Origin of the sequence: Pseudoalteromonas sp. McH1-42, from assembly GCF_022347845.1 — a bacterium.
GTDB classification, from domain to species: Bacteria; Pseudomonadota; Gammaproteobacteria; order Enterobacterales; family Alteromonadaceae; genus Pseudoalteromonas; species Pseudoalteromonas rubra_D.
The window spans coordinates 52,245-77,201 of sequence record NZ_JAKRFU010000027.1; the positions used below are offsets into that span (position 1 = coordinate 52,245).

Here is a 24,957-nt window from a genome sequence, read left to right on the forward strand (position 1 = left end):
CGCACTTAAGGCAGCCTTTTCTTATCTGTTTAGGTGGTATCTCAGCTTTACGCGTAAACAGGTAGCTTAGCGCAGATTGCTTTAACCTTTTCTTTTACTTGTGCCTGTACCGCATCATCTTCGATGTTATCAAGCACGTCACAGATCCAACCTGCCAGCTCGCCCGCTTCAGCTTCTTTAAAGCCACGGCGCGTGATAGCTGGTGAACCAATGCGCAGACCAGAAGTCACAAACGGAGAACGCGGATCGTTTGGTACAGAGTTCTTGTTCACGGTGATGTTGGCACGACCTAGCGCAGCGTCAGCATCTTTACCTGTGATGTCTTTGTCGATCAGATCAAGCAGGAACAGGTGGTTGTCTGTCTTACCAGAGACCACTTTATAACCACGCTCCTGAAGTACTGCGACCATCGCTTGTGCATTTTTAACCACTTGTGTCTGGTAGGCTTTGAACTCGTCTTGCAACGCTTCTTTGAATGCAACCGCTTTAGCAGCGATTACGTGACACAAAGGACCACCCTGACCACCGGGGAAAACCGCACTGTTCAGTTTTTTGTAGATATCCGCATCACCACATGCAGACAAGATCAAACCGCCGCGAGGACCAGCCAATGTTTTGTGTGTAGTTGTTGTCACAACGTGTGCGTGTGGGATTGGGCTTGGGTAGATGCCCGCAGCAACCAGACCTGCAACGTGTGCCATATCAACCAACAGGTAAGCACCGACTTTATCAGCAATCTCACGGAATTTAGCCCAGTCAACAATCCCTGAGTAAGCAGAGAAACCGCCGATGATCATTTTTGGCTTGTGCTCTAATGCCAGCGCTTCAACCTGTGCGTAGTCAATTTCACCCGTTTCTTCATTCAGACCATACTGAATTGCATTGTAGGTTTTACCAGAAAAGTTCACGTGTGAACCATGCGTCAGGTGACCACCATGCGCCAGGCTCATACCCAACACAGTGTCATGCGGCTGAAGCAGCGCCTGGAATACCGCAGCGTTAGCCTGAGAACCCGCGTGAGGCTGAACGTTTGCGTAATCACAGCCAAACAATTCACAAGCACGGTCAATCGCCAGCTGCTCAACCACATCGACGTGCTCGCAGCCACCGTAGTAACGCTTACCCGGATAACCTTCAGCATATTTGTTAGTTAACTGCGACCCCTGAGCCTCTAGTACGCGCGGGCTACAGTAGTTTTCAGAAGCGATAAGCTCAATGTGCTCTTCCTGGCGGGTGGTTTCCGACTGGATCGCTTGAAATAGTTCTGGGTCAAAATCTGCAATATTCATGTTACGTTCTAACATGGTGTCTCCTAGGTACACGTAAGATTGGTTTTTGAAGGCTTGATTGTACGCAAATTGCGGCCATTTGCCTATGAAATCGGTGTGAGCCTATTTAATCAAGGATTGAATTTATTTCACAGTGTTTGGGGGATGATATTTTTTTATTTAAACATTTATATTTTTTATGGGAAAGTGCATTTATATTTCAAATTGAAATCTACTAAATACGCTTTACTGGTGACTCACTACACCACCAGCAAAGCAATAAACCGCCTTTTAACCCACTAAACGCGTTAACACAGCCTGTTTAAGTGCATCATAATCCGCTGACAAAGGCTCAGCCAGACATGGCTTTTCCAGCGCACTTGCCAGTGCCTCAGGCATCTCAATTGCCTGTTCCAGCACAGCTTCCACAGTTTCTCTGAACTTAGCAGGATGCGCCGTCGCCAGAAAAATACCGGTTTCCTCAGGCTGCCCATCCAATAGGAGCCCTTCATAGGCAATGGCGGTATGCGGTTCTGTCACATAACCTCCTTTTGCAACCTGACGCATGACTTCCTGCGTTCGCTCTTCCGATACTGAACGTGAATAAAACTCATACTTAGGAAAGTACCCACTATCCAGCATAGATTCCACGCGAGGCCAGTTATTAGGTTTACTCACATCCATTGCGTTAGAAATAGACTCCAAAGTCGCATTAGGTTGCCACTGCCCAGAATCCAGATAACGGGGCACAGTGTCGTTCTGATTGGTGGTTGCACTGAGGCGTTTAACTGGCAGCCCCAGCGCCGCAGCTATCATAGCCGCACACACATTGCCGAAATTACCGCTCGGTACGGAGACATGAACCTGCTCACGCTCCGCGACGGTTAGCTGGGCAAAGGCCTCGAAGTAGTAACACACCTGGGCCAGAAGGCGACTGATGTTGATTGAGTTGGCTGAATTCAGTCCCAGTGTTTGCTTAACCTCCTCATCCAGGAAAGCCTGTTTTACCAGTGCCTGACAGTCATCAAAGCTGCCCTCGACGGCGTAACAGTGAATATTTTCTCCCAGTGTGGTAAACAGCTTTTGTTGCGCCAGCGAAATTTTACCCTGCGGATACAAGATCACCACATCAACGCCTGGCATTTGATAAAATGCATGTGCGACCGCAGCGCCGGTGTCGCCACTGGTTGCGGTTAATATGGTCACCCGCTCACCCTGACTAAACGCACCAATACATTGCGCCATAAATCGACCACCGAAGTCTTTAAAGGCAAGCGTTGGCCCATGAAAGAGCTCCAGGCAATATTTATTTTCTTCAACTTGTACTAATTGGGCAGGAAAATCAAATGCCTGCTCGCACATGCTCTGTAGTGAGTCGAGCGGTAGCTCATCTCCGATCAGATGTTTCAAAATCGCGGCACTGCGCTGCGCAAACGGTTGTGCCAGTAAAGCATCAACGTCAGTCAGTGGCACAAGCTCAGTTGGGAAGAACACCCCCTGATTACGGCCAAGACCTGTTTTAACCGCTTCAATAAAGGATACTGTCTGAGTATCATCTTTTAAGTTCACCAATTTCATTCTACTCTCCTTCCTTTATTTCTCTTGTGCCCTGTAGGTCTAATCGGCATATGTGGCTGAAGCCATGTTCATTTAAATAGTGTTGTTGTAGCCATAGTTGGCATCGCTGTGCATCCTGATCGTTGTCGCACAATGCCAACAAGGTTGGCCCAGCGCCAGAAATACTGACCATCAGAGCACCTAATTCAGGCAAGCTTTGTTTGGCTTCTGCAAACCCTTTGATCAAAGGTGCTCTGGATGGCTCGGCAATCTCATCACGCATCAAGGTCACAGCTTTATCAAACTGATGCTGCGACATAAGCAATGTAAAGGCACTTAATCGCTGCGCAAATTCGACTGCATCGTGTGTTGCCAGCTGTTGCGGCAATACCGCTCTGGCCGCCGCCGTATTTAGTGCAAAGCCAGGGTAAGCTACAACCAGTCGCCAGTTGTCATCACTCGGTAAGCTCAGTGCCCTGTCCGGTATTAACTCGGCTGTCAGCTGCAACCCGCCTAAATAGCAAGGCGTGATATTGTCATAGTGGCGTGCGCCACTGACTTTTCCTTCAAAGTCAGCCATCAGCTCAATCATCTGCGTCTGAGACAACTGAGTCTGTGCAAAGGCATCCAGCGCTGCAAACGTCGCGACCACTGAACAGGCACTGGACCCAAGCCCCGAGCCAATTGGCAGACGTTTTTCCAGCGTCAATTTCACCCCGGGCATGGTCGCAGCGACATGCTCCCTGAAATGGACCAGACATTGATAAGCCAGATTTTCCTCAGCTCCCGACGGTAATTTATCCGCATAAGGACCAATACATTCAAAGCTGTCCTGTTCGGCTGCCTCAGCACTCACTACATCACCCAGCAAAGTGCCATCAAGCGGGGCTATCGCAGCGCCCAGTGAATCAAAACCGACACAAAAATTGCCGATGGATGCGGGTGCATAAAATCGTTTCATAACCACTCCTAGCGCGTCAGAGTTTTCAAGATATCAGCAAATACCCCGGCCGCGGTTACTTCCGCTCCGGCACCATAACCACGGATCACAAATGGTTTGGGCTGATAATACTGGCTTAATATGGCAAGCGCATTTTCACCATCTCGGATATCCGACAACGCATGTGAACGCTCTACCGCCTCAATACCCACCCGACAGCGGCCACCTTGAATACTCCCCACATAGCGCAGTACTTTGCCTTCGCTCGCCGCGCTTTGAATGCGATCTGCAAATGCCCCATCTTGCTGATGCAGCTGCGCCATAAATTCATCCACTGAGCTACCCGCAGCAAAGTCAGCTGGCACAACTGGCTCAACTTCGATATCAGCCAGCTCCAGTGCCAACCCGGACTCACGGGCAATAATAAGTAGCTTGCGTGCCACATCCGTGCCTGACAGATCATCACGCGGATCCGGCTCTGTAAATCCGCTTTGTTTTGCTTTCGCAGTCGCTTCGGACAGACTCAGGCCATCTTCCAGCTCGCCAAAGATATAAGACAACGAACCCGATAAAATGCCACTGAAGGACAACAGCTCATCACCTGCACCAAATAACAACTGGAGGTTATCGAGCACAGGCAGCCCAGCACCCACATTGGTTTCATATAAAAAGCGTCTGCCCTTTTGTTGCGCAACCTGTTTTAGCGCCTGGTAATAGTCATAGTCACTGGTATTGGCTTTTTTATTGGCGGCAACAACATGGAAGCCGGCAGCGAGGAAGTCATGATACTGATCAGCCAGATGTTGAGACGAGCTGCAATCGACAATCACCGGATTGATTAGGTGATTCCGGCGCACAAACGACTCAAGTTCTGACAGCTCAAAGCCCTGCTGCGCATCGGCCAGCACCTGCTGCCAGTGCTCAAAAGGCACCCCTTGTTCATTCAGATAACAGCGTTTTGAATTCGCTACCCCATAGAGGTTGAGCTTGATGTTACGCTCCGCCAGCCAGCTTTGCTGGCGTTGTAACTGCGCGATCAACTCAGCCCCCACTAAGCCACAGCCAAGCAAGAACACGTCAATTGAAGGAATATGGGTGAAAAAGTTTTCATGACAAACCTTGACTGCATCCTGACACAGCTCGCCCTGGATCACGGCAGAAATGGCACTTTCGGTAGAATCCTGAGCAATCGCCACAATATTAACCTGTGCCTGCGCCAAAGAGGCAAAAAACTTAGCGGCTAAGCCTTTGTGTGATTTCATGTTATCACCCACCAGGGTGACGATCGCCAGCGAACGACGTACCTGGATTGGCTCGATCAGGTGAGCTTGCATCTCCAGTTCGAAAGCAGTTTGCAGTGCCTGCAATGCCAGTGACAAATCCTGTTCATGAACACAGAAGCTAATACTGAACTCACAAGATGACTGGGTGATCAGAACAATCGATACATTGTCCTTGGCCAGCGCCGAGAAGACTCTGGCCGCCATGCCAACCTTGCCTTTCATACCAGGTCCGGAAACCGTTAGCATCGCCAGCTTGTCAAGGCTGGATAGCGCTTTAACTGGCTCGTCTCCCCCACCTTGTGCCGCAATCACAGATCCAGGTAACTCAGGCGCATGGGTATTTTTGATTTCACATGGCACACCTGCTTTGGCACAAGGCAAAATGGTTTTAGGATGCAAGACTTTGGCACCAAAATACGACAGCTCCATCGCCTCTTTATAGGATAAGCGATTCACTTTGGTGGCCTTTTTAATCAGTCGGGGATCAGCACTGTATACACCATCAACATCGGTCCAGATCTGACAGACATTGGCCTGAATGCACGCCGCTGCAATGGCAGCAGAATAATCCGATCCATTACGACCGAGGGTCGTCAATTCACCGGCACTATTACTGCCTGTAAAGCCAGGCATGATGTAAAACTGTGCCGGTTGAGCCTGTAATTGCGCCGCAAAGCGCTCACGGCTGTCGTCCAGCAAAGCTTCAGCATCCAGATAAGCGTCATTTGTCGCGATACAGGCAGTGGCATCAAGGTAATGGGCTTTGTGCTTACTTAGCATCGCCACCATCAGCGCCACACTCACACGCTCACCAAAACTGATCACATAAGCTTGCACCGCATCCGGGCATTGCTTAAGGAGTTTTACGCCCGCCAGTTTGTCTGCCAGCACGGTAAAATCGGGCCAATGTGTCACGTCACCAAATTCAGCTTCAACCTGTACTTTAAGCCCATTCAAACGCGCTGTGAGCGCTTGCCATTGATCACTAAAACTTTGCCCCTGACGCGCCAGGTCGCATAACTCAACCAGTTTATCTGTGACGCCCCCTGGTGCAGACAACACCACTAAGGCTTCGTGGTTACCCTGTGTCAAGATAAGCTCACGAACTCGTTGCAGGCAGTCGTAATCGGCCAGCGATGATCCTCCAAACTTCAATACTTGCATGTTTATTTTCCTCATTCCAAAAACAAAAAAGGCCTGTGCTCGCAGTGAGCACAGGCCTTTTCGAATACGCACCGACCTATGCCACTATCCCGTTAGGATGGTGGTGGTAATAATGGTCGTGGTGTTAATAATCTTGTTCATAGACTTTAGACTGCCTGAACAATCAATAAACTGTCAAGCACAAAAATTTAATTCGCACTGCAAAAAACTATGCAAAAAACTCAAGTTGTGTACAGCAGCGCGCAAAGTTTATGTCAAATTAATGAATTAACTGATGAACAAAGCAATATAAACTGAGGTGGGTGGAAGAAGTGGTCGTTTACCATTAACTCGATTATTATCGGATCCCGAACTTACTGAGCGTTGCCTGCAGGGATTCTGGCTTCACCGGTTTTTCCAGAAACTCAAGCGCCCCCAGTTTAGCAACTCGTGTCTTCATTTCGTCCTGAATGTCGGCTGAAATAACCACGACATAAGTTTCAATCACCTGGCGCTTGATCGCTTCGAGCACCCCGATGCCATCCAAAACGGGCATAGTCAGATCGAGACACAATAAATCAATATGTCGTTCAGCCAGCACCTCCAGCGCTTCGTGTCCGTTACTGGCTTGGCATATATCAGCGTCAATGATCCCGTTAAGACAACGGATGACTTGTTTGCGGGCAACGACTGAATCGTCACAGACTAATACAGAGTAGCTCATAGAGTGAATTGTCAAATAATCTTTATTGTTCTGTTTTGGGATAAAGGTTATTGTTGTGGTTAAACTTATAACACAATAATCTCCATCCAGTAAGTGCCCAAGGAACAAATTCCTTGCGATATCAGATTGAGATTAATATTTATTTTTAGCACTTTATTGGCTAACTTTAAGTGTATTAAGCGCGCAGAAACTCGTTGTTAGGAGCAAAGAACACTTCATGCTGCAAAAAAGTCTGTCTAAGAAGCTGCTCACAAACGTCTTGTCGGTTTACTTTTTGCTCACCTTTGTCGTGACTTGCGGACAAGTGGTGGCCGAATATGTCAACACTAAAGACTATATTCGCAATGAGTTAACTATGCTGCAAAAAACCTTCAGTCGCAGCCTGACTCGCGCTATCTGGGAGCTCAACACCAAACAAACCGTCACTACCGCTGAGGGCTTGTTAGCCATCCCTATGATTGAAGGGATCATAGTGCGTGACGACAGCGGCGAGATAATTTCTCAGCTGGGTCGGTCGCTCAATATTCATGAGCTTTACAGCCAACAACTCGTACAAGAGGAGGCGCTCATTGAAGATACGCCGTCAGGTCTGTTTGGCTATACCTTTCCTTTGATCTTCGAGTTTTCCGGCAGAGCCACGCAAGTGGGCGATGTAACGCTGTTTTCAAGCCGGGAAGTGGTATTCAGTCGTATCATGATCTCTATTTACTTTCTGATTGGTAATGCGATGGTCAAAACAACATTTTTGATTATCTTGTTCTTGCTCGCTTTCAGAAAATTACTCACCGAACCACTCACCGATCTAACCGAACAAATTGACGATTTTGAAATCGACAATGTCGATGGTCATAAAATAGACATTGATACCACAGAGCGCAACGAGCTCAAAGTGATGGAAGAGGCCTTCAACAAACTCATTGATCGCATCGCCGACTATCGAAAAAAACTCGACCAGGCGCAAAAAGAGCTGTTAATAAGTAATGAAAAACTCGACCAGCACAACATCCAGTTAGAACAAGAGGTCGCGCGTAAAACATCTAACCTGTCACAGGCTATGATGGACCTGCAACAACAAAAATATGAGCTGGAAAAGCAAAAACTGACGCTGACAGAAGAGATCGATCTTAGACGCCAAACCGAAGAAGAGCTGCTGACCAAGCAGAAGGAGCTGGAAAAGTATGTTGATGAACTCAACATGGCTCAAGAACGTCTAGTTGGCTCTGAAAAAATGGCTGCATTGGGTGGCCTGGTAGCGGGGATCACCCACGATATCAATACCCCTGTCGGCATCGGCGTTACGGCAACCTCATTCCTGGAAGAGCGCCTGCAAAGACTGGAAACCGCGTATCGAGATAAAACTCTTTCACCCAAGGCGCTGGAAGAATTTATCAACGAGGCGAAACAAAGTACCAGCTTACTGACCACCAACCTGGATCGGGCGTCAGAACTGGTCGCCAGCTTTAAACAAATTGCGGTTGATCAGGCCAGTGAAGCGGTACGCACCATTAACTTTAAACAATACCTGGGCGAAGTTATCCGCTCTTTACACCCCAAACTCAAAAAGACCGCGCACATTGTCAACGTAGATTGCCCGGAAGAATTAACCCTGCATCTGCCCGCAGGAGCCATCAGCCAGATTTTCACTAATCTGATTATGAATTCCCTGATCCATGGCTTTGAAGGTGTTGCGCAGGGCACCATAGACATAGAGATCCGAGAAGAAAACAACGACGTCTTTATCGTCTACAAAGATAACGGCAAAGGCGTTAGCAAAGCGCAGCTTGAAAAACTGTTTGACCCATTCTTTACTACCAAGCGTGAGCAAGGCGGCAGCGGCCTGGGCACACACATTACTTTTAACCTGGTTAAGCAGACCCTGAATGGCGACATTGAAGTCAATTCAGAAGAAGGCAGAGGACTAACTTATTACATCAGGTTCCCTAAAGAACTACAGAAGAACATTGCTATGTTCAGTTAATGAACGCCTATATCAACAAGGCGAAATATCTGCGCTGAGCCTTTGCCCGAGGGTATGTCGATTTGCTATGATGCGGGTCGATTTTACTCTTCGGAACCTGTTCTATGTGGTTTAGCAATCTTATCTGTTACCGTTTTAAACAAGACGTCTCCTACGCCCAGGAAGACTTTGAAGCAGCACTGGAGCACGACGTATTTCGTCCGTGCGGTAGCCAGGACATGAGCACCTTTGGCTGGACCAAAGCCCTTGGCAAACATGGCCAGACCCTGAGCCACTTTTCTCAGCACTGTATTCTGGTTTGTGCCAAGCGGGAAGAAAAAGTCCTGCCTGCCTCTGTGATCAATGAAATGGTTGCAGAAAAGATCGAATCGATCGAGCAAGAAGAGAATCGTCCGGTTAAGAAAAAAGAAAAAGACGAAATTAAAGAAAATATCACTGCAACCTTGTTGCCTCAGGCATTCAAAAAGTCCAGCCTGCAATTTGCTTTTATCGACCAGAAAAATGGCTGGTTAATCGTCAACAGTGCCAGCTTCAATAAAGCGGAAGAACTGACCGCATTACTGAGAAAATCCCTCGGCACTTTGCCTATCGTCCCAGCCTTTGCAAATTATGATTTGGATCTGTTCCTGACTGACTGGCTCACCAAATTCGAAGTCCCTGAAGGGTTTGCAATCGGCTCTGATGCCGAATTACAAGAAGCCGATGACAATGGTGCGCAGGTTAAACTTAAACAGCATGACCTGGCCGGCGATGAGATCAAATTGCACCTGGAACACGGTAAGCGCGTAACTAAACTGGGTATGGACTGGCGTGAACGCGTGCAGTTTACCCTGCAAAATGACGGCTCAATCAAGCGCCTGAGTTTCAGCGACACACTAAAAGAGCAAAATGCCGACATTCCTAAAGAGGACATGGCGGTCAAGCTCGATGCAGACTTTATTCTGGTCTCTGAAGAAATCAAAGAGCTGCTGGAAGAGCTGTCACAAGGGCTCGGCGACCAGGACGACCTGTAGCGTCTGAGAGGCGGGGCTAAATGCCCCTGCCACTTCATTTTAATAATTACGAAAATGCCGCTTTAATATCGTTCAGCATGTCCTGATAGGCATCATCATAAAACATATCCACTGAACCCAGCACCCCCTTCTCTTCGTAGACATGCAGTGCCGCGGCCTTATCAGACACTTGCAATATCCCTTCAACAATGGCGCCGACACGGATAAAGTCCACATAACAAACATGCCCGGGTTTATAGTTTGGATTAGCCCAGCTTTCAGCGACTTCAACAAATTCTTCCGTGAACCCCCACTCGCGCATAATTGCCCCCCCTATGCGACCACCCAGCTTTTGGATTGCATGCGCTAAAAAGCTCGGATTGGCGAAAACTTCAGGGTGATTTTCAGCTTCAGTCAGGATAGGAAGTACCCCGATATTGAATACCAGTGACGCCAGTGTAATGGTGTCTTTATTGAGCGAGGTGTGTTTGTTAATGCGCAGATAAAAGTCCATCGTGGTGATCGCCTGACAGGCCACTTTCAGCGTCTTCTGCCAGGCTTTATCCATATACGTTTTGATGAGCTTATTTTGCGAAACAAACAGCTGCTCCATCGCCATTGCTGTGGCGACATTTTTGACCTGACGCAAACCTATCCGGGTGACGGCCTGATTAAGAGTGTTAACTTTTACAGTACGGCCCAGAAATGCACTGTTGGCCACTTTAATCATACGTGCCGCCAATGCGGGATCATGAGAAATCACCTCGGACATTTGCATCAAATTAACTTCCGGGTCATCCGCAGCCTGCCGGACCCTTACAGCAATTTCAGGCAAGGTAGGTAGTACCAGGGTATCATTGTTTATTTTATCAATCAGAATCGTCAACAAGGCATTTTCAGTAGACATATTGGTTCAATCCTCGAATTTATTGGCCTCTGGAGCGCAGCAACTGCCTGTGGCGCTGGGCAATGTGCTGTTCATGTTATTAGTATTGTCTAACTTAAAGAGTAAGTTAAGAAAAGTATAAAAATTATTCGTGATAGACAAAAAATTCCAACGCGCTGAGTAAAATAAAATATTCAGCGACTTTGTGCCGCAACAGCAGCAAGTTGCAGTCAATTCATGTAAGGTATAGCACCGAAATAATAATACGGATCCCTGCAGGCTGCTATGTTCCGAGCGGCCTCTATGCAGTAAAGGTCCGACTAACACTCCAAATGAAGGAAAAATGATGAAACGCGCACTCTTATCCACGGCGGTCATGCTGGCTTGTGGCATGCTACTCAGCGGCTGTTCTGAGCCACAGCAACCCAAGACTGAAAGTCAGGCACAACAGAGCACGACACACAGCGGCTATCAGCTACAAGACCTGTCGCCAGAGCGACTGGATATCTATACCCAGGTCACCCTGAATAGCGACCTGTCACACCTCAATGACAACCAGAAAAAAATGCTGGGGTTATTGATTGATGCGTCTAAAATCATGGATGATCTTTTTTGGAAACAAGCATTTGGCATGAATAAAATGGAGTTTCTGACCAATATTCAGGACCCGAAGGTACGCCAGTTCGCTGATATTAACTATGGTCCCTGGGACCGCCTAAATGGTGACAAAGTATTCCTGAGTGGCTTTAACGCCAAAGCACCCGGCGCTGAGTTCTACCCTGGCGACATCAGTAAATCCGAACTTAATCAGACGGACGTAAAAGACAAAGCAGGTTTGTACTCTTTAATAAAACGAGATGCGCAAGGCCAGCTATATAGTGTCCCCTACTCCGAAGCCTACCAGAATGAATTAAACACGGCAGCTCAGCTATTGCGCGATGCCAGCAAACTGGCAGTGGATAAACAATTTTCCAAATACTTAAATTTACGTGCAGACGCGCTGGTAAATAATAGTTACCAAACCTCTGACTTCGCCTGGATGGACATGAAAAATAACCCCATCGATGTGGTGATTGGTCCCATCGAAACCTACGAAGATCAGCTCTTTGGTTATCGTACTGCGTTCGAATCTTATGTCCTTGTCAAAGACATGGCCTGGAGTGAACGTCTGGCAAAATTTGCCGCTTTCCTGCCTGAACTGCAGCAGGGATTACCAGTCGATGAAAAGTACAAGCAAGAAGTGCCAGGTTCAGATGCCGACCTCAATGCGTATGACGTCATTTACTATGCCGGCCACTCTAATGCCGGAAGTAAAACCATTGCCATTAACTTGCCGAACGATGAAGAAGTTCAGCTCCAAAAGGGCACGCGTCGTCTGCAGCTGAAAAATGCGATGCAGGCCAAGTTCGACAAGATCCTGGTACCCATTGCTGAACAGTTGATTGTCCCGGCACAACGTAAACATATTACCTTTGATGCCTTTTTTGCCAACACCATGTTCCACGAAGTAGCGCATGGCCTGGGCATTAAAAATACCATTACAGGCAAAGGCACGGTGCGTCAGTCTCTACAAGAGCATGCCAGCGCCCTGGAAGAAGGCAAAGCCGATATCCTGGGTCTGTATATGGTTGAACAACTGCTGAAAAAAGGCGAGATCACCGAAGGCACGCTGGAAGACTATTATGTCACCTTCATGGCCGGAATTTTCCGCTCTGTGCGCTTTGGCGCATCCAGCGCCCATGGTAAAGCCAACATGATCCGGTTTAATTTCTTCAAACAGGAAGGCGCATTTTCAAAAAATGCGGATGGCCTTTATGCTGTGGATATGGAGAAAATGGGCGCTGCCATGGAAAAGCTGTCTAACCTGATCCTGACACTGCAAGGTGATGGTGACTACCAACAAGTCGATCAGTTACTGGCCACCCATGGCGACATCAAAGCGGAACTTCAGGCCGATCTGGACAAACTGGCGGCAGCTAACATTCCGGTTGATGTGACGTTTAAGCAAGGTAAAGCGGTACTGGGACTATAATATCCCAACCCACATTTAGGCAGATAAACAGGCGCTAAATATCCAGCGCCTGTTTTATTTCGGCAATTTGCTGGTCACTGTATGGGATGGGTGGTAACAACCCCCACACAGGCTTTGGCCAGGCTGCATCATGCTCAAAACGCGCAATATGATGAACGTGCAGCTGAGGCACCATGTTTCCAAGGGCAGCCACATTCAATTTGTGCGGGTTAAAAACGGCTTTAATTAAGTGACTTAACTGGGCAGACTCCTGCCAAAACAGTTGTTGCTGCTCAGCACTGAGATCAATGATCTCACGCATGCCTGATACACGTGGCACTAGTATAAACCAGGGATACTGACTGTCGTTCAGTAATAGCAATTTACACAATGGCCAGTCGGCCAGTTCAATACAATCACGCACCAGTTCCGGCGCCAGTTGAAATGTACTCATTGGTCTTTTTAAGTTCATTATTGATGAGCTCACTGTAACTAACTTGCCACATAAAATCGACCCGATACGACGACGTTTTGTCTGCCACCACACCCATCGGATTTGTTTGCTATCAGGATTTACAGTCTTTAACATCGGGTTTTCAATCCAACATTACACAATTATAAAGGTGACTCTGTGCGCAATTTGCTATCTTATGCCGCGCTTGCCACCGGTTTGCTGGCCACCAGCCAGTTTACTGTGGCCCAGCCGCTGACGCTGGAACGTATTTTCGATGACCCCTCATTGGCAGGTAAGGCCCCTGTTAACCTTAAGTTTTCACCCGATGGTACTCGGGTAACCTACCTGCAGGGCAAAGTAGACGACTACAACCGCTACGATCTATGGGAATACAACATTAAGGCCGACACAAATCGTCTGCTGGTCGATTCCCAGGCCTTATTCTCTGGCCCTGAAACCTTGTCAGACGAAGAAAAGGCGCGCCGTGAAAGGCAACGTATCTTTGGTCGCGGGATCCTCGAATACAAATGGTCTAAAGATGGTAAAGCACTGCTCTTCCCACTCAATGGTGATCTTTACTATTATGAGCTCAGCTCAGGTAAAAGCCGCAAGCTGACCGATACCGAAGCCTTTGAAACCGATGCCCGTTTCTCTCCTAAAGGCAACTATGTGTCCTTTATACGAGAGCAAGACCTGTATGCTCTGGAGCTGGCAACCGGCAAAGAGATCCGCCTGAGCAAAGACGGTGGTGGCGTGATTAAAAATGGCATGGCAGAGTTCGTTGCACAGGAAGAAATGAGTCGTATGACAGGCTACTGGTGGGCCGGAGATGAAAGCAAAATTGCCTTCACCCGCATCGACGAAAGTCCGGTACAAGAAGCCATCCGCAACGAAATTTATGCCGATGAAGTCAAACTGTTTAACCAACGCTACCCGTTTACCGGCACGGATAATGTCCGCATCGATCTGGGCGTGGTCACCCTAAATGATCAGAAAGTGAACTGGATTGACCTGGGTAAAGAAAAAGACATCTACATTGCCCGAGCGAAATGGCTGGAAGATGACACCACTTTGTCATATCAGTGGCAAAACCGCGCTCAACAAAAGCTGGAATTGAGATTCTACAACGCCGACAGCAAGCAACAACGCGTCGCCCTGACAGAGACCAGCGACACCTGGATCAATCTGCATTTTGATCTGCACTTTTTAAAAGACAAAAAGCACTTTATCTGGGCCTCAGAGCGCGATGGCTATAAGCATCTGTATTTGTACCGCACCAGTGGCCAACTGGTTCGTCAACTTACTCAGGGCGACTGGATTGTCGAAAAGCTTCAGGGCGTGGATGAGAAAAAGGGCCTGGTCTACTTCTCTGGTCGCAAAGATACCCCACTGGAAAGCCATCTGTATGCAGTCCCATTGTTCAAAAAAGGCAACATTGAGCGGATCACAGAAGCCGGTGCCTATCACAAAGTGGTAATGGCGGAAGACAATCGCACTTTTATCGACAGTAAATCGTCCGTAAATCAACCTACATCGGTTTCATTGCGCAAAGCCAATGGCGAATTCATTACCTGGCTGGAACAAAATAAGCTCGATGATCAACATCCGCTGACGCCTTTCCTGAATGATTTGTCGACACCAGAGTATGGCACTTTGAAAGCGGAAGATGGGCAATTGATGCACTACCGTTTGTTTAAGCCTAAACAGCTTAAAAAAGGCAAAAAATACCCTGTGATCGTCAATGTTTATGGTGGTCCGCATGCCCAACGTGTTACTAATAGCTGGCGCAGTAAAAACCTTTATTTCCAGTATATGGTGCAGCAAGGTTACATCGTCTTCCAGCTGGACAACCGTGGTTCATACAATCGAGGCAAACGCTTTGAAGACCCCATTTACAAGCACTTAGGTGAAGTGGAAGTCGCCGATCAGATCCGTGGTGTGGAATTCTTACGCACACTGGATTATGTCGACCCGTCACGCATCGGGATTTATGGCCACAGTTATGGCGGTTATATGGCACTGATGACTATGTTTAAGGCAGGTGATTACTTTACGGCGGGCGTGTCTGGCGCGCCAGTAACAGACTGGGCACTGTATGACACGCATTACACTGAACGTTACCTGGGACATCCACAAACCAATGCGAAAGGCTACGAGCAAAGCGCGGTATTCCCCTACACAGACGGTCTGAAAGGCCCGCTGATGATCTATCACGGGATGGCGGATGACAACGTGTTGTTTACTCATGCCACGAAGCTGTTCAAACAATTACAGGATGAAGCAAAGCCTTTTGAAATGATGACCTATCCGGGCTCTAAGCACAGCCTGCGTGGTAAAAAAGTGCAGACGCATCTGCATCAGACCATCACCAACTTCTTTAATCGTCACTTTGACGTGAAGTAACACTCAAACACGGGCCATCGCTGGCCCGTGTCACTTATACGCACAAACACCCTCTGTCACTATTCGACAAATAGCTAATTGCCTTAAGCTTTCCTCTGTAAATATATTATTCATTTGATTTAGAACAAGTTTTACCTCTGACCTTGTTGCAGAATACGCAATCATAGCTGATTCAGTGCACAATCTTGTGCTTTAAAAAGGAGTAGGTGCTATGGCATTTTTAAGACAGTTCACCATATTTGGCCGCCTTGCTATGCTGGTGGGCGTCGTCGTACTTGGCCTGAGCGCACTGGGCATAATGAATTTGCAGCAGCAATATCAGGCACTGAGTGAACAGCAATATGAAAAAACCAAGAACCTGGTTGAAACAGCCCATAGTCTGATCGCCCACTTTCATCAGGCACAGCTCAACGGCACACTCAGCGAAAGCCAGGCCAAAAGCGCCGCTCTGAGCGCACTGAAAGACCTCAGATACGATGAAAGCAATTACTTTTGGGTCAATGATCATTACCCTCGCATGGTAATGCACCCGTTTAAGCCCCAACTCAATGGCCAGTCACTACGTGATAGTAAAGACCCAGACGGAGTTGCGCTGTTTCAGGAAATGGTGGCCGTTGTTAACAGTCAGGGAGATGGCTTTGTGCCTTACAAATGGCCCAAACCCGGCAAGTCTGCACCCGTCGACAAGATTTCTTATGTAAAAGGCTTTGCTCCGTGGCAGTGGATCTTAGGCTCTGGTGTGTATCTTGATAATATCGACGAGCAATTTGCCCAACTGCGCAATCAGATGCTGTTTAATATCGTCGCACTGCTCATCGTGCTGATAATTCTAAGCTTTATCATCGGCAATAGCGTGTTACAACCGATGCGTGCAGCTGCCAACATGATGCGAGACATTTCTCAGGGTGAAGGCGACCTGACACAGCAACTTGATGAGCATGGCCGTGATGAGATCTCACGCCTGTCTCGTTTTTTTAATGCCTATACAAGTAAAATGCGCCGCTCGATCACCTCGGTCGCGGGCAACGCCGCAGAAGTAGAAGCACTGGCCGATCGCGTAGATGACACGGGTGAGGTAAACCTGGAATACATTGAACGTCAGAATGACAGCAGTCGCCAGGTCGCAACAGCCGTTGAGCAAATGAGTGCCCAAATCAAAGAGATCAGCCAACATGCTGAGGCTGCAGAGCAGGCAGCCGGAGATGCAATGCGCACCAGTGAAACCGGTAAAACCACCATCAGTGCCACCATCAGTGCCATAGGTACGCTATCAGACACCATTGAAGAGGTCAGTGTGGTGACGCAGGCACTGGCAGAAGAGAGCCAGCATATTGGCTCAGTGCTGGACGTGATCCGGGGTATTTCGGAGCAGACCAACCTACTCGCACTGAATGCCGCCATCGAAGCTGCCCGAGCCGGAGAGCAAGGTCGGGGGTTTGCAGTCGTGGCCGACGAAGTACGTACACTGGCAAGTCGCACCGGACAAAGTACCGATGAGATCCAGACCATGATTGAAAAGTTACAAAAAGGCGCTCAGGCCGCTGTTGATGCCGTGCAAAACAGTCAACGTCTTTCTGCCAATACCGTGAGTCAGGTCCACGAGGCTGAGCAGGCATTGAGTGAAATTGAGCGTCTGATCACCGTCATTCTGGAAATGAACGGCCTGATCGCGCGTGCGACGGATGAACAAAGCAGTGCAGCTGCCGATGTGAATGTGCGTATTAGCGACCTGTCAGACGCAACCCATCATTCACTCGACACTACCCAAACCTTGTCTCAGGCTAGCAAAGAGCTGAAACAGGCAAGCCATCAGCTTGCCCAGATTGTGGATGGTTTTAAAGTTTAAAGACAGTAGCGCACAAACAAACTGCTGACAGTGGCGGCTGTTGGCTTACCATGTTGCCAGTCACCTCCCTCAACACCACTGCCCGCGATGTCCATGTGGACATAAGGCAGTGGTAAGTCAGACTTACAGCCGTGCTTGTCCAGTCCACCAACAATAGCCAGGAAGGCCATTGGGAACTGGTGACCACGCGCAGTCACTGCCGAAGGAGCGTTATTGCTCGACAAAACATCGTCCGCCAGAGTACGTGGCTGCACGAAATCGTAATCTTCACGACGACTGCGCGATACCTCAGCACAGTCAGCCCACAGATCACCGATATCAGCAAGCTGACGAGATACCTTTTGTGCACGCGCCGGGCCGTTTTCAACATAAGCACTGTAAGGCCCCATCGCTCGGGCGGCATGTCCGGTTAGTGTAGCCACCGTAAACAGCTCAGGATTCACTTCCTCAGTGGCCATATCTTTAAGCTCACTCAACAAATCTCCCATTGCCAGACGGCCTTCCGCATCCGTGTTACCAATGCGCACTTTCACGCCTTCACGCGTGGTGATGATCTCATCCGGGACGAAGCAATCAGAGCCAATCGAGTTACGCACCACAGCCAGGTACGCGATCACTTTTACGCCTTTAGGTTGAAAGTCTGCAACGGACTTCATAAAGCCGGCGACTGAGGCAGCGCCACCTTTGTCACGGCTCATGCCCGCCATAAACCCGCCAACTTTCAGATCGGCACCACCTGTGTCATAAACCAGGCCCTTACCAACAAACATCAAGGTGCGCTCAATGTCTCCTTGTGGTGTATAGACGAGCTTAACAACACGCGGGTGGTGACGCTCTACCGCATAAGATGCGCGCGCAACGGTGCCCAGCATCGGGTAGTCTTTGTCTATGGTAGCCGGGTCTGACACGACTTCAACGCTGACACATGTGTCCTTAAATAGCTCAACACAGTAATCTGCAAACTTAGGAGGTGCCATGCGCTCCGGCTCCGTACCACACAAGTCTCGGGCTGCATACTGACCCGCTGCCATAGCGTTTAACTGACGACATTGCTCTTCAGAAGCCCCCAACAGAGCAATAGATTCAACAGGTTCGATCGCTGGTCCACGATATTCACGGGCTTCCAGAGGTTGCCACAACGCCTGACACGCTCCCAGGTAAGCCACTTCAAGAGCATTCTGATAACGCGTATCGCCAGGTACCCCAGCCACCATCAATACCGGCTTAACCGCACCGGCTGCTTTGGCTTCCAGCACAGCGGCTTTACCCGCTTCAAAAAAGCGTCGCACGTCATCATAGTCACGGTTAAGCGGGCCTGTTGGTGACACGATCAGGCGCTTGCCAGGTACACCTTCAGCCAGCAGTAAGCTGGCTTTGCTGTGTAATCGTGCGTCAACCGCAAGATAAGGGGCGACCGCACTGTTTAATGCCGCAACAGAAAGATCTGACACATCGGAGGTGACGACGATAACAGCATCGGCGTCCTGAACTTGCCAGTCACTGACCGGCAGAGCGAGAGGAAAAGACATATAATCAGCCCTTGGTTATTAAAATGCTGGGCTGATTATCGGTTATTTGTCCGCAAGAGCCAATACCATAGGGGTAATTGCCGGGACATAACAGAACGCGCGTCAGCGTATGACACACTGACACGCCCTGTTAAGCCGCAAAGTAATCGTTAATCCGACTGTGATATTGCGCCGCTGTCTTTTTGTAATTTGAGCTTACTGACCACAGACCAGGCTTCCAGCATCACCAATACACTGACAACCAGAACCACTATGTCCAGACCTACCAGCAACCAGTTACCCTGCTCATAGTACTCACCCAGCTTGATCAGCCCGGCAAAAAAAGCCATCAGAATCACAAACATCATCGGGATCAGCGTGAATTTTGCCGGACGCCCCAGCTTCATCAGATACACAGAGATCACCAGCAAGGTCAGGCTGGCAAGAATTTGGTTGGTCGAACCAAACAAAGGCCAGATGATCATACCGCCGCTGCCCGACGCACCGCCTGCACCAAATGCCAGCAGCAAACAGCAGCCTACTGCCACCAGGGTTGCAAGCACACCGTTTTTCAGGGCATTGAGTTGATAAATTTCACCCCATTCCTGAATAATATAGCGCTGCAAACGCACACCAGAATCCATGGTAGTACCGGCAAACAGCACCACCATGACCGCAAGCAGAGTTGATGCGATCTCCACCGACAATCCCCAACCATTGCTGATCAGGTTAGCCCCGCCCTGGATAAATGCACCGACACTGCCCGCGCCGAGGTGACTGTAAATTTCGTGCCATTCCTCAGGTGACACTGCCAGCATGACGCCGCTCACGGCCACCAGCGTGATCAATGCCAATGAGCCCTCGCCCACGGCCCCCAGGTAACCGACAAAGCGGCCATCGGTTTCTTTATCCAGCTGTTTCGAGCTGGTACCAGAGGATACAATGCCATGGAAGCCGGAAACGGCACCACACGCGATGGTAACAAACAATAAAGGAATGATGCTTGGCGTATCAATCGCAGTTTGCGTATTAAAAGCGGGTGCCGTGATATCCGGCATCACCACAAATACCGCACCATACAGCAATACCAGCCCTACCAGTAGCTGCATGCCATTAATAAAATCGCGCGGTTGTAACAACATCCAGACAGGTAATAAAGACGCCACAGCCGCGTAAATAAACAGAATAATAATCCAATTGGCTTTATCGGCCAGCCCGAACAATTCGCTGGGCAACGCCAGTGGCATACCCGACCCCACGTAAATGCTGGCGTAAAGAATGGCGACCCCAATCACACATAAGGGTACCAGTGGCACCTGACGTTTAAGTAACTGGCCAATCACCAGCGCCACCAAAATGGCGGCCCAGGCAGGGAACACAGCACTGGGGTTAGCCACAAAGGAATTAGCGATAACGACCCCAAATACGGCATTCACCATCAGCAGTACCAGGAAAACCACAATCATAAACAATGAACGCGTGCGTGTACCTATAACAGTTTCTGACAGCGCCCCCATCGACTTGCCTTTGTGACGCGCACTGGCCCAAAGTGCGCCCATATCATGCACACCCGCAAAAAAGATGGTACCAAACACCACCCATAAAACCGCGGGGACCCAACCCCAGTAGACGGCAATGGCTGGGCCAACAATAGGTGCGGCCCCTGCTACGGATGTAAAATGATGCCCCCAGAGCACCACTTTGTTAGTCGGTACATAGTCTACCCCGTCATTTAACTCATGCGCCGGTGTAACGAACTTATCGTCCATTTTAAATATTTTTTCGGCGATGAATTTTGAATAGACAAACCAGCCAAACAGCATACCAAGTATGCCAAACAGCACGATCATGATTGACTGCATTGTATTCCCCCTGTTGTCCTGTTGTTGTTCTTGATGTCCGCTAAATATCAGTGTGTTATTGCCCGTGCAATTCAGCTATATTGCAGTACACGGCAAAGCCAGCGACTCAGACAATATCTGGCCGCCAGGTGATCCGCTATATGCTATCGAGATTGTATTGCGCTAAATAAGTCTGAATTTAGCCGGATAGGCTATACCCTAGCACACCGCCGTGTGATCACAGAGCCTTGTCATTGTTATCTTTTAGTCGAAGGTCTGAACATCAAACAGGCCTAACTGAGCCTGACCGGATGCCACCTCACCTAACCCCAGTTGTATCCCTATCAATCTGACCGGCTTACTGCCAAAGCGCTCAACGGCCTGCTCCAGCAAAGTGAACAGCACTCCTTCATCAATCTCATGATACTGACACTCTTTGGTAGTTTGCGTAAAATCATAAAACTTCACTTTAACCCCCAGTTTGTTAAAGGTCCGCGTGCCGCGATAGGGCTCAGCACGCCGCTGCAATTCAGGAAGCAGCCGCTCGCGAAGCACGTCCTTAAGTGCATCCAGATCTTGTATGTCTTTTTCAAACGTGGTTTCAACACCGACCGATTTGCGAATACGTTCAGTTTCCACTTTACGCTCATCAATGCCCTGACAACGCCGCCAAAGTACATCTCCGAATTTACCAAACCGCTCTGTCATCTGAGTTCTGCTGCTGGCCTTAACGTCGCGGCCATATTGCAATCCCATTGCCAGCAGTTTTTCATGTGTCACTTTGCCCACGCCGGGGATTTTTTTCAGCGGCAAAGTGTCAATAAACACATCCACGTCGTCAGGGGTGATCACATACTGGCCGTTCGGTTTATTTTCGTCGCTGGCGATTTTGGCCAGGAATTTAATTGGCGCAATGCCCGCAGAAGCAGTCAGGCCCGTTTCTTGATAGATATCGTTGCGGATCTGCTGCGCAATTAACGTTGCGCTGCCCTGACACAAAGTGCACTCCGTAACGTCCAGATACGCTTCGTCCAAGGAGAGTGGTTCTATTAGGTCTGTGTAACGGGCAAAAATCGTGCGGATCTGCGCAGACACCGCTTTGTATACCGCCATCCTGCCGGGCACAATCACCAGCTCAGGGCACAGCTGCTTAGCCTTGTAGTTAGACATGGCAGAGCGCACACCATACTGGCGCGCGATGTAATTGGCCGTTGATAACACGCCACGGTGGCTATTCCCGCCAATCGCAATCGGCACATTGGCCAGCGCTGGGTTATCGCGCATCTCTACGGCAGCATAAAAGCAGTCCATATCAACATGGATAAACTTACGCATGAACTTAACAACTGGTTATTTATACAGTCATTATGGGCAAAGAATTTCAGTATGGCAATATGATTGTGTGTTTTTTGTCATCGCGTCTCACCTGTATTTTATGGCCAAATACTCTAAACTGGTCAGACAATGGCCGCGTATCAGTGCATAACTAAACTGAGCCGCCAGACCTATTTAACACAAGGAGCATTTATGAAGTACAGCCACCTGGGTCATTCCAATTTAGAGGTATCACGTGTCTGTCTGGGCAGCATGACATGGGGCGTGCAAAATAATCAGCATGACGCCGATGAGCAAATCAATTATGCACTTGCACAGGGTGTTAACTTTATCGACACTGCCGAGATGTATGCCGTTCCTCCGTCACCTGAAACCTATGGTAAGACCGAGGAAATTATCGGGGACTGGTTACGTCGCCACCCTGAAAAGCGTCAGGATATGGTCATCGCCACTAAAATAGCCGGTTCAGGGCTAGCCTGGATCCGTGGCGGTGCCCCCATCACGGCCGAAGCCATTGTCGCCGCTGTCGATGCTTCCCTTAAGCGACTGCATACCGATTACATTGATGTATACCAGCTACACTGGCCAAATCGGACTTCCCCCCATTTCTCTAAACACTGGCCCGGCATGATCACTTTCAGTGATGTATCAACGGAGCAGCACAAAACAGAGATGTTAGAGATACTGGGTGCACTCAAACAGTGTATGGACGCAGGTAAAATTCGTCACTGGGGACTGTCCAATGACACACCCTGGGGCATAAACACCTACTTGCAACTGGCGCATCAACACCAATTGCCAAGACCGGTATCAATTCAGAATGAGTTCAATCTGTTACATGCTAAAGACTGGCCTTACATCATAGAAAACTGTGTCCATGAAGACATCGCCTATCTGCCCTGGTCGCCACTTGCTGGAGGCGCTTTGTCAGGTAAGTACCTGGGAGGTGCACGACCAGAGGGATCGCGCTGGACCTTGATCCAACGCAACGGCTTATTCCGGGACACTCAGTTTGCACAAGAAGCCACGGCGGCCTACGTCGAGATTGCCAAAGAGCACAACATCACCGCATCTCAGCTCGCACTGGCCTGGTGCGACCAGGTCGATGGCGTGACGTCTACCATCATAGGCGCAACAACGATGACGCAGTTAAAGGAAAATATCAAAGCCTGTGATTTGACTCTGCCACCAGAGGCGTTGGCCGAAATTGATACGGTGCTAAAAGCGTATCCATTGCCCTATTAACAGATACGCGCCCGACGGGGTTCCGCTCGGGCGCTGCTGTCTGAATCGAAATGTGGTAGAATCAGCGCTTTTTCGGGACTCTGCCATGCGCGTTCTTAATCCAGCCCCAGCTGTGCCTTTACCTGGTACCAGTTTCACCCGGCCTGCAACACGAGCCATTATTACCCGTCAATCGCAAATCTTGTTGCTCTACACCCAGCGCTATGATGATTACACCTTACCCGGTGGTGGGGTTGACGAAGGAGAGTCTCTCACAGACGCGCTGGTACGCGAGGTCAAAGAAGAAACCGGTGCCCGCTCTGTAACCAACATCGCGCCCTTTGGTATATACGAAGAATATCAGCACTGGTACAAGCCCGATTATGACAATGTACACATAGTTTCGCACTGCTATCAGTGTGAAATTTGCGGGGAATTTGATGAGCCAGAAATGGAGCATTATGAAGTTAGCAATGGTATGCAACCACAATGGGTGGAGATCACCGAAGCCATTGCCCACAATGAAGCCGTACTGGCAAATAGCGATAAGCAAGGACAATCTCTACTCAGAGAAACCCGCTTGCTCAAGCTCATTGCCAAAGAATTAATGCAACTGAACTTTTAACCCTTAGCCTGAGTCATACGTGTGTTATGGATAGAAAAACAAAATAAGAAAATCAAAACACTAAGGAAAAGTGATGCGTTCATGGCTCAGTGCAATTGTCATTTCCGTTGCCTGTCACTCAATATTACTATGGCTGCTGGCTCAACAAACAGTTGTGGCACCTGCCCGCGCGCCTCAACCAAGCATTAAAACCTACTTGATCGTCTCACCGCCTGAACGCACACAGGACCCCAGGGATACCGAGCAACCATCACAGCCACCCACTGAGCCCATACAGGCATCTGAGCAGCAGATAGCCTCGGTGCAGCCAGTGCCCGAAACAAAACAGGCCGAATCACATGTCATCTCTACCAAGACTCCCCCCACGACTCACACTGACCCTCAGCCACAGGTTCAACAAACCAAAGCACATGTCAACAAGCCCTATAAACGTATCGATCCAGCTCTGGGCCTGTCACGTCTGCGCCAGCAAATGCTAAATCAGCCTGTGATACGTCAGACACCACGCAGTAATACCCAGCCAAAACGCCTCGGCGTACCTAAGTCACATCAAACCTTGAACCAACCTCTGCGACAGATTGAATCGAAAAACCACATTTTCACGGAATATCGAGAAGGAGACCGGTGTTACAAAGAGGTTCAGGGTGACCCAAACAACCCACCACCTGAAGGGTTTGCTAAAAACTGGCTTACCGCAAGCAGCACCTGCGACAAAACAGCTATCTCGGATGCTTATGATGCTGCTATGGGCAAGTGGCTGAATAAAAAACGCTGACCACACAAGCTTAACAATGTATGTTTGCCCAACACTGTGCACCAGCAAACTGTACTGAGATCAAAACAACCCCGGCTTTGACTCGCAACCTGCCGCTAAAGCGATGAGACGATTAATAGCTAGCTGTTACCCCACCCGCAATCCAGCAAATCAAGTGTATTTAC

The 24,957-nt window shown here is 49.0% G+C and carries 18 protein-coding genes; 8 read left to right on the plus strand and 10 right to left on the minus strand.

Annotated elements, in window-relative coordinates:
• Positions 1-47: 47 nt before the first annotated feature.
• The 5 genes from glyA to MHN31_RS20645 all read right to left on the minus strand — a co-directional run bounded on the left by glyA (position 48) and on the right by MHN31_RS20645 (position 6,915).
• Entirely contained in the window at positions 48-1,304 is a 1,257-nt protein-coding gene (glyA, locus tag MHN31_RS20625; RefSeq protein WP_010382800.1) for a serine hydroxymethyltransferase, read from the minus strand.
• Between the two features lie 255 nt (positions 1,305-1,559).
• Positions 1,560-2,846 (minus strand): threonine synthase, encoded by a 1,287-nt coding sequence (gene thrC, locus MHN31_RS20630; protein ID WP_125563551.1) that lies wholly within the window; start codon positions 2,844-2,846, stop codon positions 1,560-1,562.
• A gap of 1 nt (position 2,847) precedes the next feature.
• On the minus strand, positions 2,848-3,786 hold the full coding sequence (thrB, locus tag MHN31_RS20635) for a homoserine kinase (RefSeq protein WP_010382802.1): 939 nt from the start codon (positions 3,784-3,786) through the stop codon (positions 2,848-2,850).
• An 8-nt stretch (positions 3,787-3,794) separates the two neighbouring features.
• Positions 3,795-6,212: a bifunctional aspartate kinase/homoserine dehydrogenase I gene (thrA, locus tag MHN31_RS20640; protein ID WP_239445199.1), complete on the minus strand. Its 2,418-nt coding sequence runs from the start codon at positions 6,210-6,212 to the stop codon at positions 3,795-3,797.
• Positions 6,213-6,549: 337 nt separating this feature from the next.
• Positions 6,550-6,915, minus strand: a complete 366-nt coding sequence (locus MHN31_RS20645; protein ID WP_125563557.1) for a response regulator — start codon at positions 6,913-6,915, stop codon at positions 6,550-6,552.
• 217 nt (positions 6,916-7,132) lie between these two features.
• On the opposite strand from MHN31_RS20645, the gene MHN31_RS20650 reads away from it, so the two are divergent.
• Entirely contained in the window at positions 7,133-8,893 is a 1,761-nt protein-coding gene (locus MHN31_RS20650; RefSeq protein WP_125563559.1) for a HAMP domain-containing sensor histidine kinase, read from the plus strand.
• Between the two features lie 104 nt (positions 8,894-8,997).
• Complete coding sequence (rdgC, locus tag MHN31_RS20655; RefSeq protein ID WP_010382806.1) at positions 8,998-9,906, plus strand: recombination-associated protein RdgC; 909 nt, start codon at positions 8,998-9,000, stop codon at positions 9,904-9,906.
• 46 nt (positions 9,907-9,952) lie between these two features.
• Here rdgC and MHN31_RS20660 read toward each other — a convergent pair whose 3' ends face one another.
• Positions 9,953-10,792, minus strand: coding sequence for an HDOD domain-containing protein (locus MHN31_RS20660; protein ID WP_010382808.1), 840 nt, complete (start codon positions 10,790-10,792; stop codon positions 9,953-9,955).
• 325 nt (positions 10,793-11,117) lie between these two features.
• On the opposite strand from MHN31_RS20660, the gene MHN31_RS20665 reads away from it, so the two are divergent.
• Positions 11,118-12,803: a Zn-dependent hydrolase gene (locus tag MHN31_RS20665; RefSeq protein ID WP_239445200.1), complete on the plus strand. Its 1,686-nt coding sequence runs from the start codon at positions 11,118-11,120 to the stop codon at positions 12,801-12,803.
• A 34-nt stretch (positions 12,804-12,837) separates the two neighbouring features.
• Here MHN31_RS20665 and MHN31_RS20670 read toward each other — a convergent pair whose 3' ends face one another.
• A complete protein-coding gene (locus MHN31_RS20670) occupies positions 12,838-13,236 on the minus strand; it encodes an HIT family protein (RefSeq protein WP_125563563.1) in 399 nt (132 codons plus the stop codon).
• 186 nt (positions 13,237-13,422) lie between these two features.
• On the opposite strand from MHN31_RS20670, the gene MHN31_RS20675 reads away from it, so the two are divergent.
• Together MHN31_RS20675 and MHN31_RS20680 are read left to right on the plus strand one after the other, a co-directional pair.
• On the plus strand, positions 13,423-15,639 hold the full coding sequence (locus tag MHN31_RS20675) for a S9 family peptidase (RefSeq protein WP_228553452.1): 2,217 nt from the start codon (positions 13,423-13,425) through the stop codon (positions 15,637-15,639).
• 211 nt (positions 15,640-15,850) lie between these two features.
• Entirely contained in the window at positions 15,851-17,485 is a 1,635-nt protein-coding gene (locus MHN31_RS20680; RefSeq protein ID WP_239445201.1) for a methyl-accepting chemotaxis protein, read from the plus strand.
• Here the strand turns inward: MHN31_RS20680 and MHN31_RS20685 are convergent.
• From MHN31_RS20685 to dinB, 3 genes are all read right to left on the minus strand, one after another.
• The gene (locus tag MHN31_RS20685) at positions 17,482-19,014 is read right to left on the minus strand and encodes a leucyl aminopeptidase family protein (RefSeq protein WP_239445202.1); all 1,533 of its coding nucleotides are present in this window, start codon (positions 19,012-19,014) and stop codon (positions 17,482-17,484) included. The genes MHN31_RS20680 and MHN31_RS20685 overlap by 4 nt on opposite strands.
• A gap of 149 nt (positions 19,015-19,163) precedes the next feature.
• Complete coding sequence (locus MHN31_RS20690) at positions 19,164-20,855, minus strand: carbon starvation protein A (protein ID WP_138538656.1); 1,692 nt, start codon at positions 20,853-20,855, stop codon at positions 19,164-19,166.
• Positions 20,856-21,098: 243 nt separating this feature from the next.
• Positions 21,099-22,169: a DNA polymerase IV gene (gene dinB / locus MHN31_RS20695; protein ID WP_125563573.1), complete on the minus strand. Its 1,071-nt coding sequence runs from the start codon at positions 22,167-22,169 to the stop codon at positions 21,099-21,101.
• A 192-nt stretch (positions 22,170-22,361) separates the two neighbouring features.
• On the opposite strand from dinB, the gene MHN31_RS20700 reads away from it, so the two are divergent.
• The 3 genes from MHN31_RS20700 to MHN31_RS20710 all read left to right on the plus strand — a co-directional run bounded on the left by MHN31_RS20700 (position 22,362) and on the right by MHN31_RS20710 (position 24,793).
• The gene (locus MHN31_RS20700; protein WP_239445203.1) at positions 22,362-23,414 is read left to right on the plus strand and encodes an aldo/keto reductase; all 1,053 of its coding nucleotides are present in this window, start codon (positions 22,362-22,364) and stop codon (positions 23,412-23,414) included.
• 85 nt (positions 23,415-23,499) lie between these two features.
• Entirely contained in the window at positions 23,500-24,018 is a 519-nt protein-coding gene (locus tag MHN31_RS20705; protein WP_125563577.1) for an NUDIX domain-containing protein, read from the plus strand.
• A 73-nt stretch (positions 24,019-24,091) separates the two neighbouring features.
• Positions 24,092-24,793: a hypothetical protein gene (locus MHN31_RS20710; protein ID WP_239445204.1), complete on the plus strand. Its 702-nt coding sequence runs from the start codon at positions 24,092-24,094 to the stop codon at positions 24,791-24,793.
• The last annotated feature ends 164 nt before the right edge of the window (positions 24,794-24,957 follow it).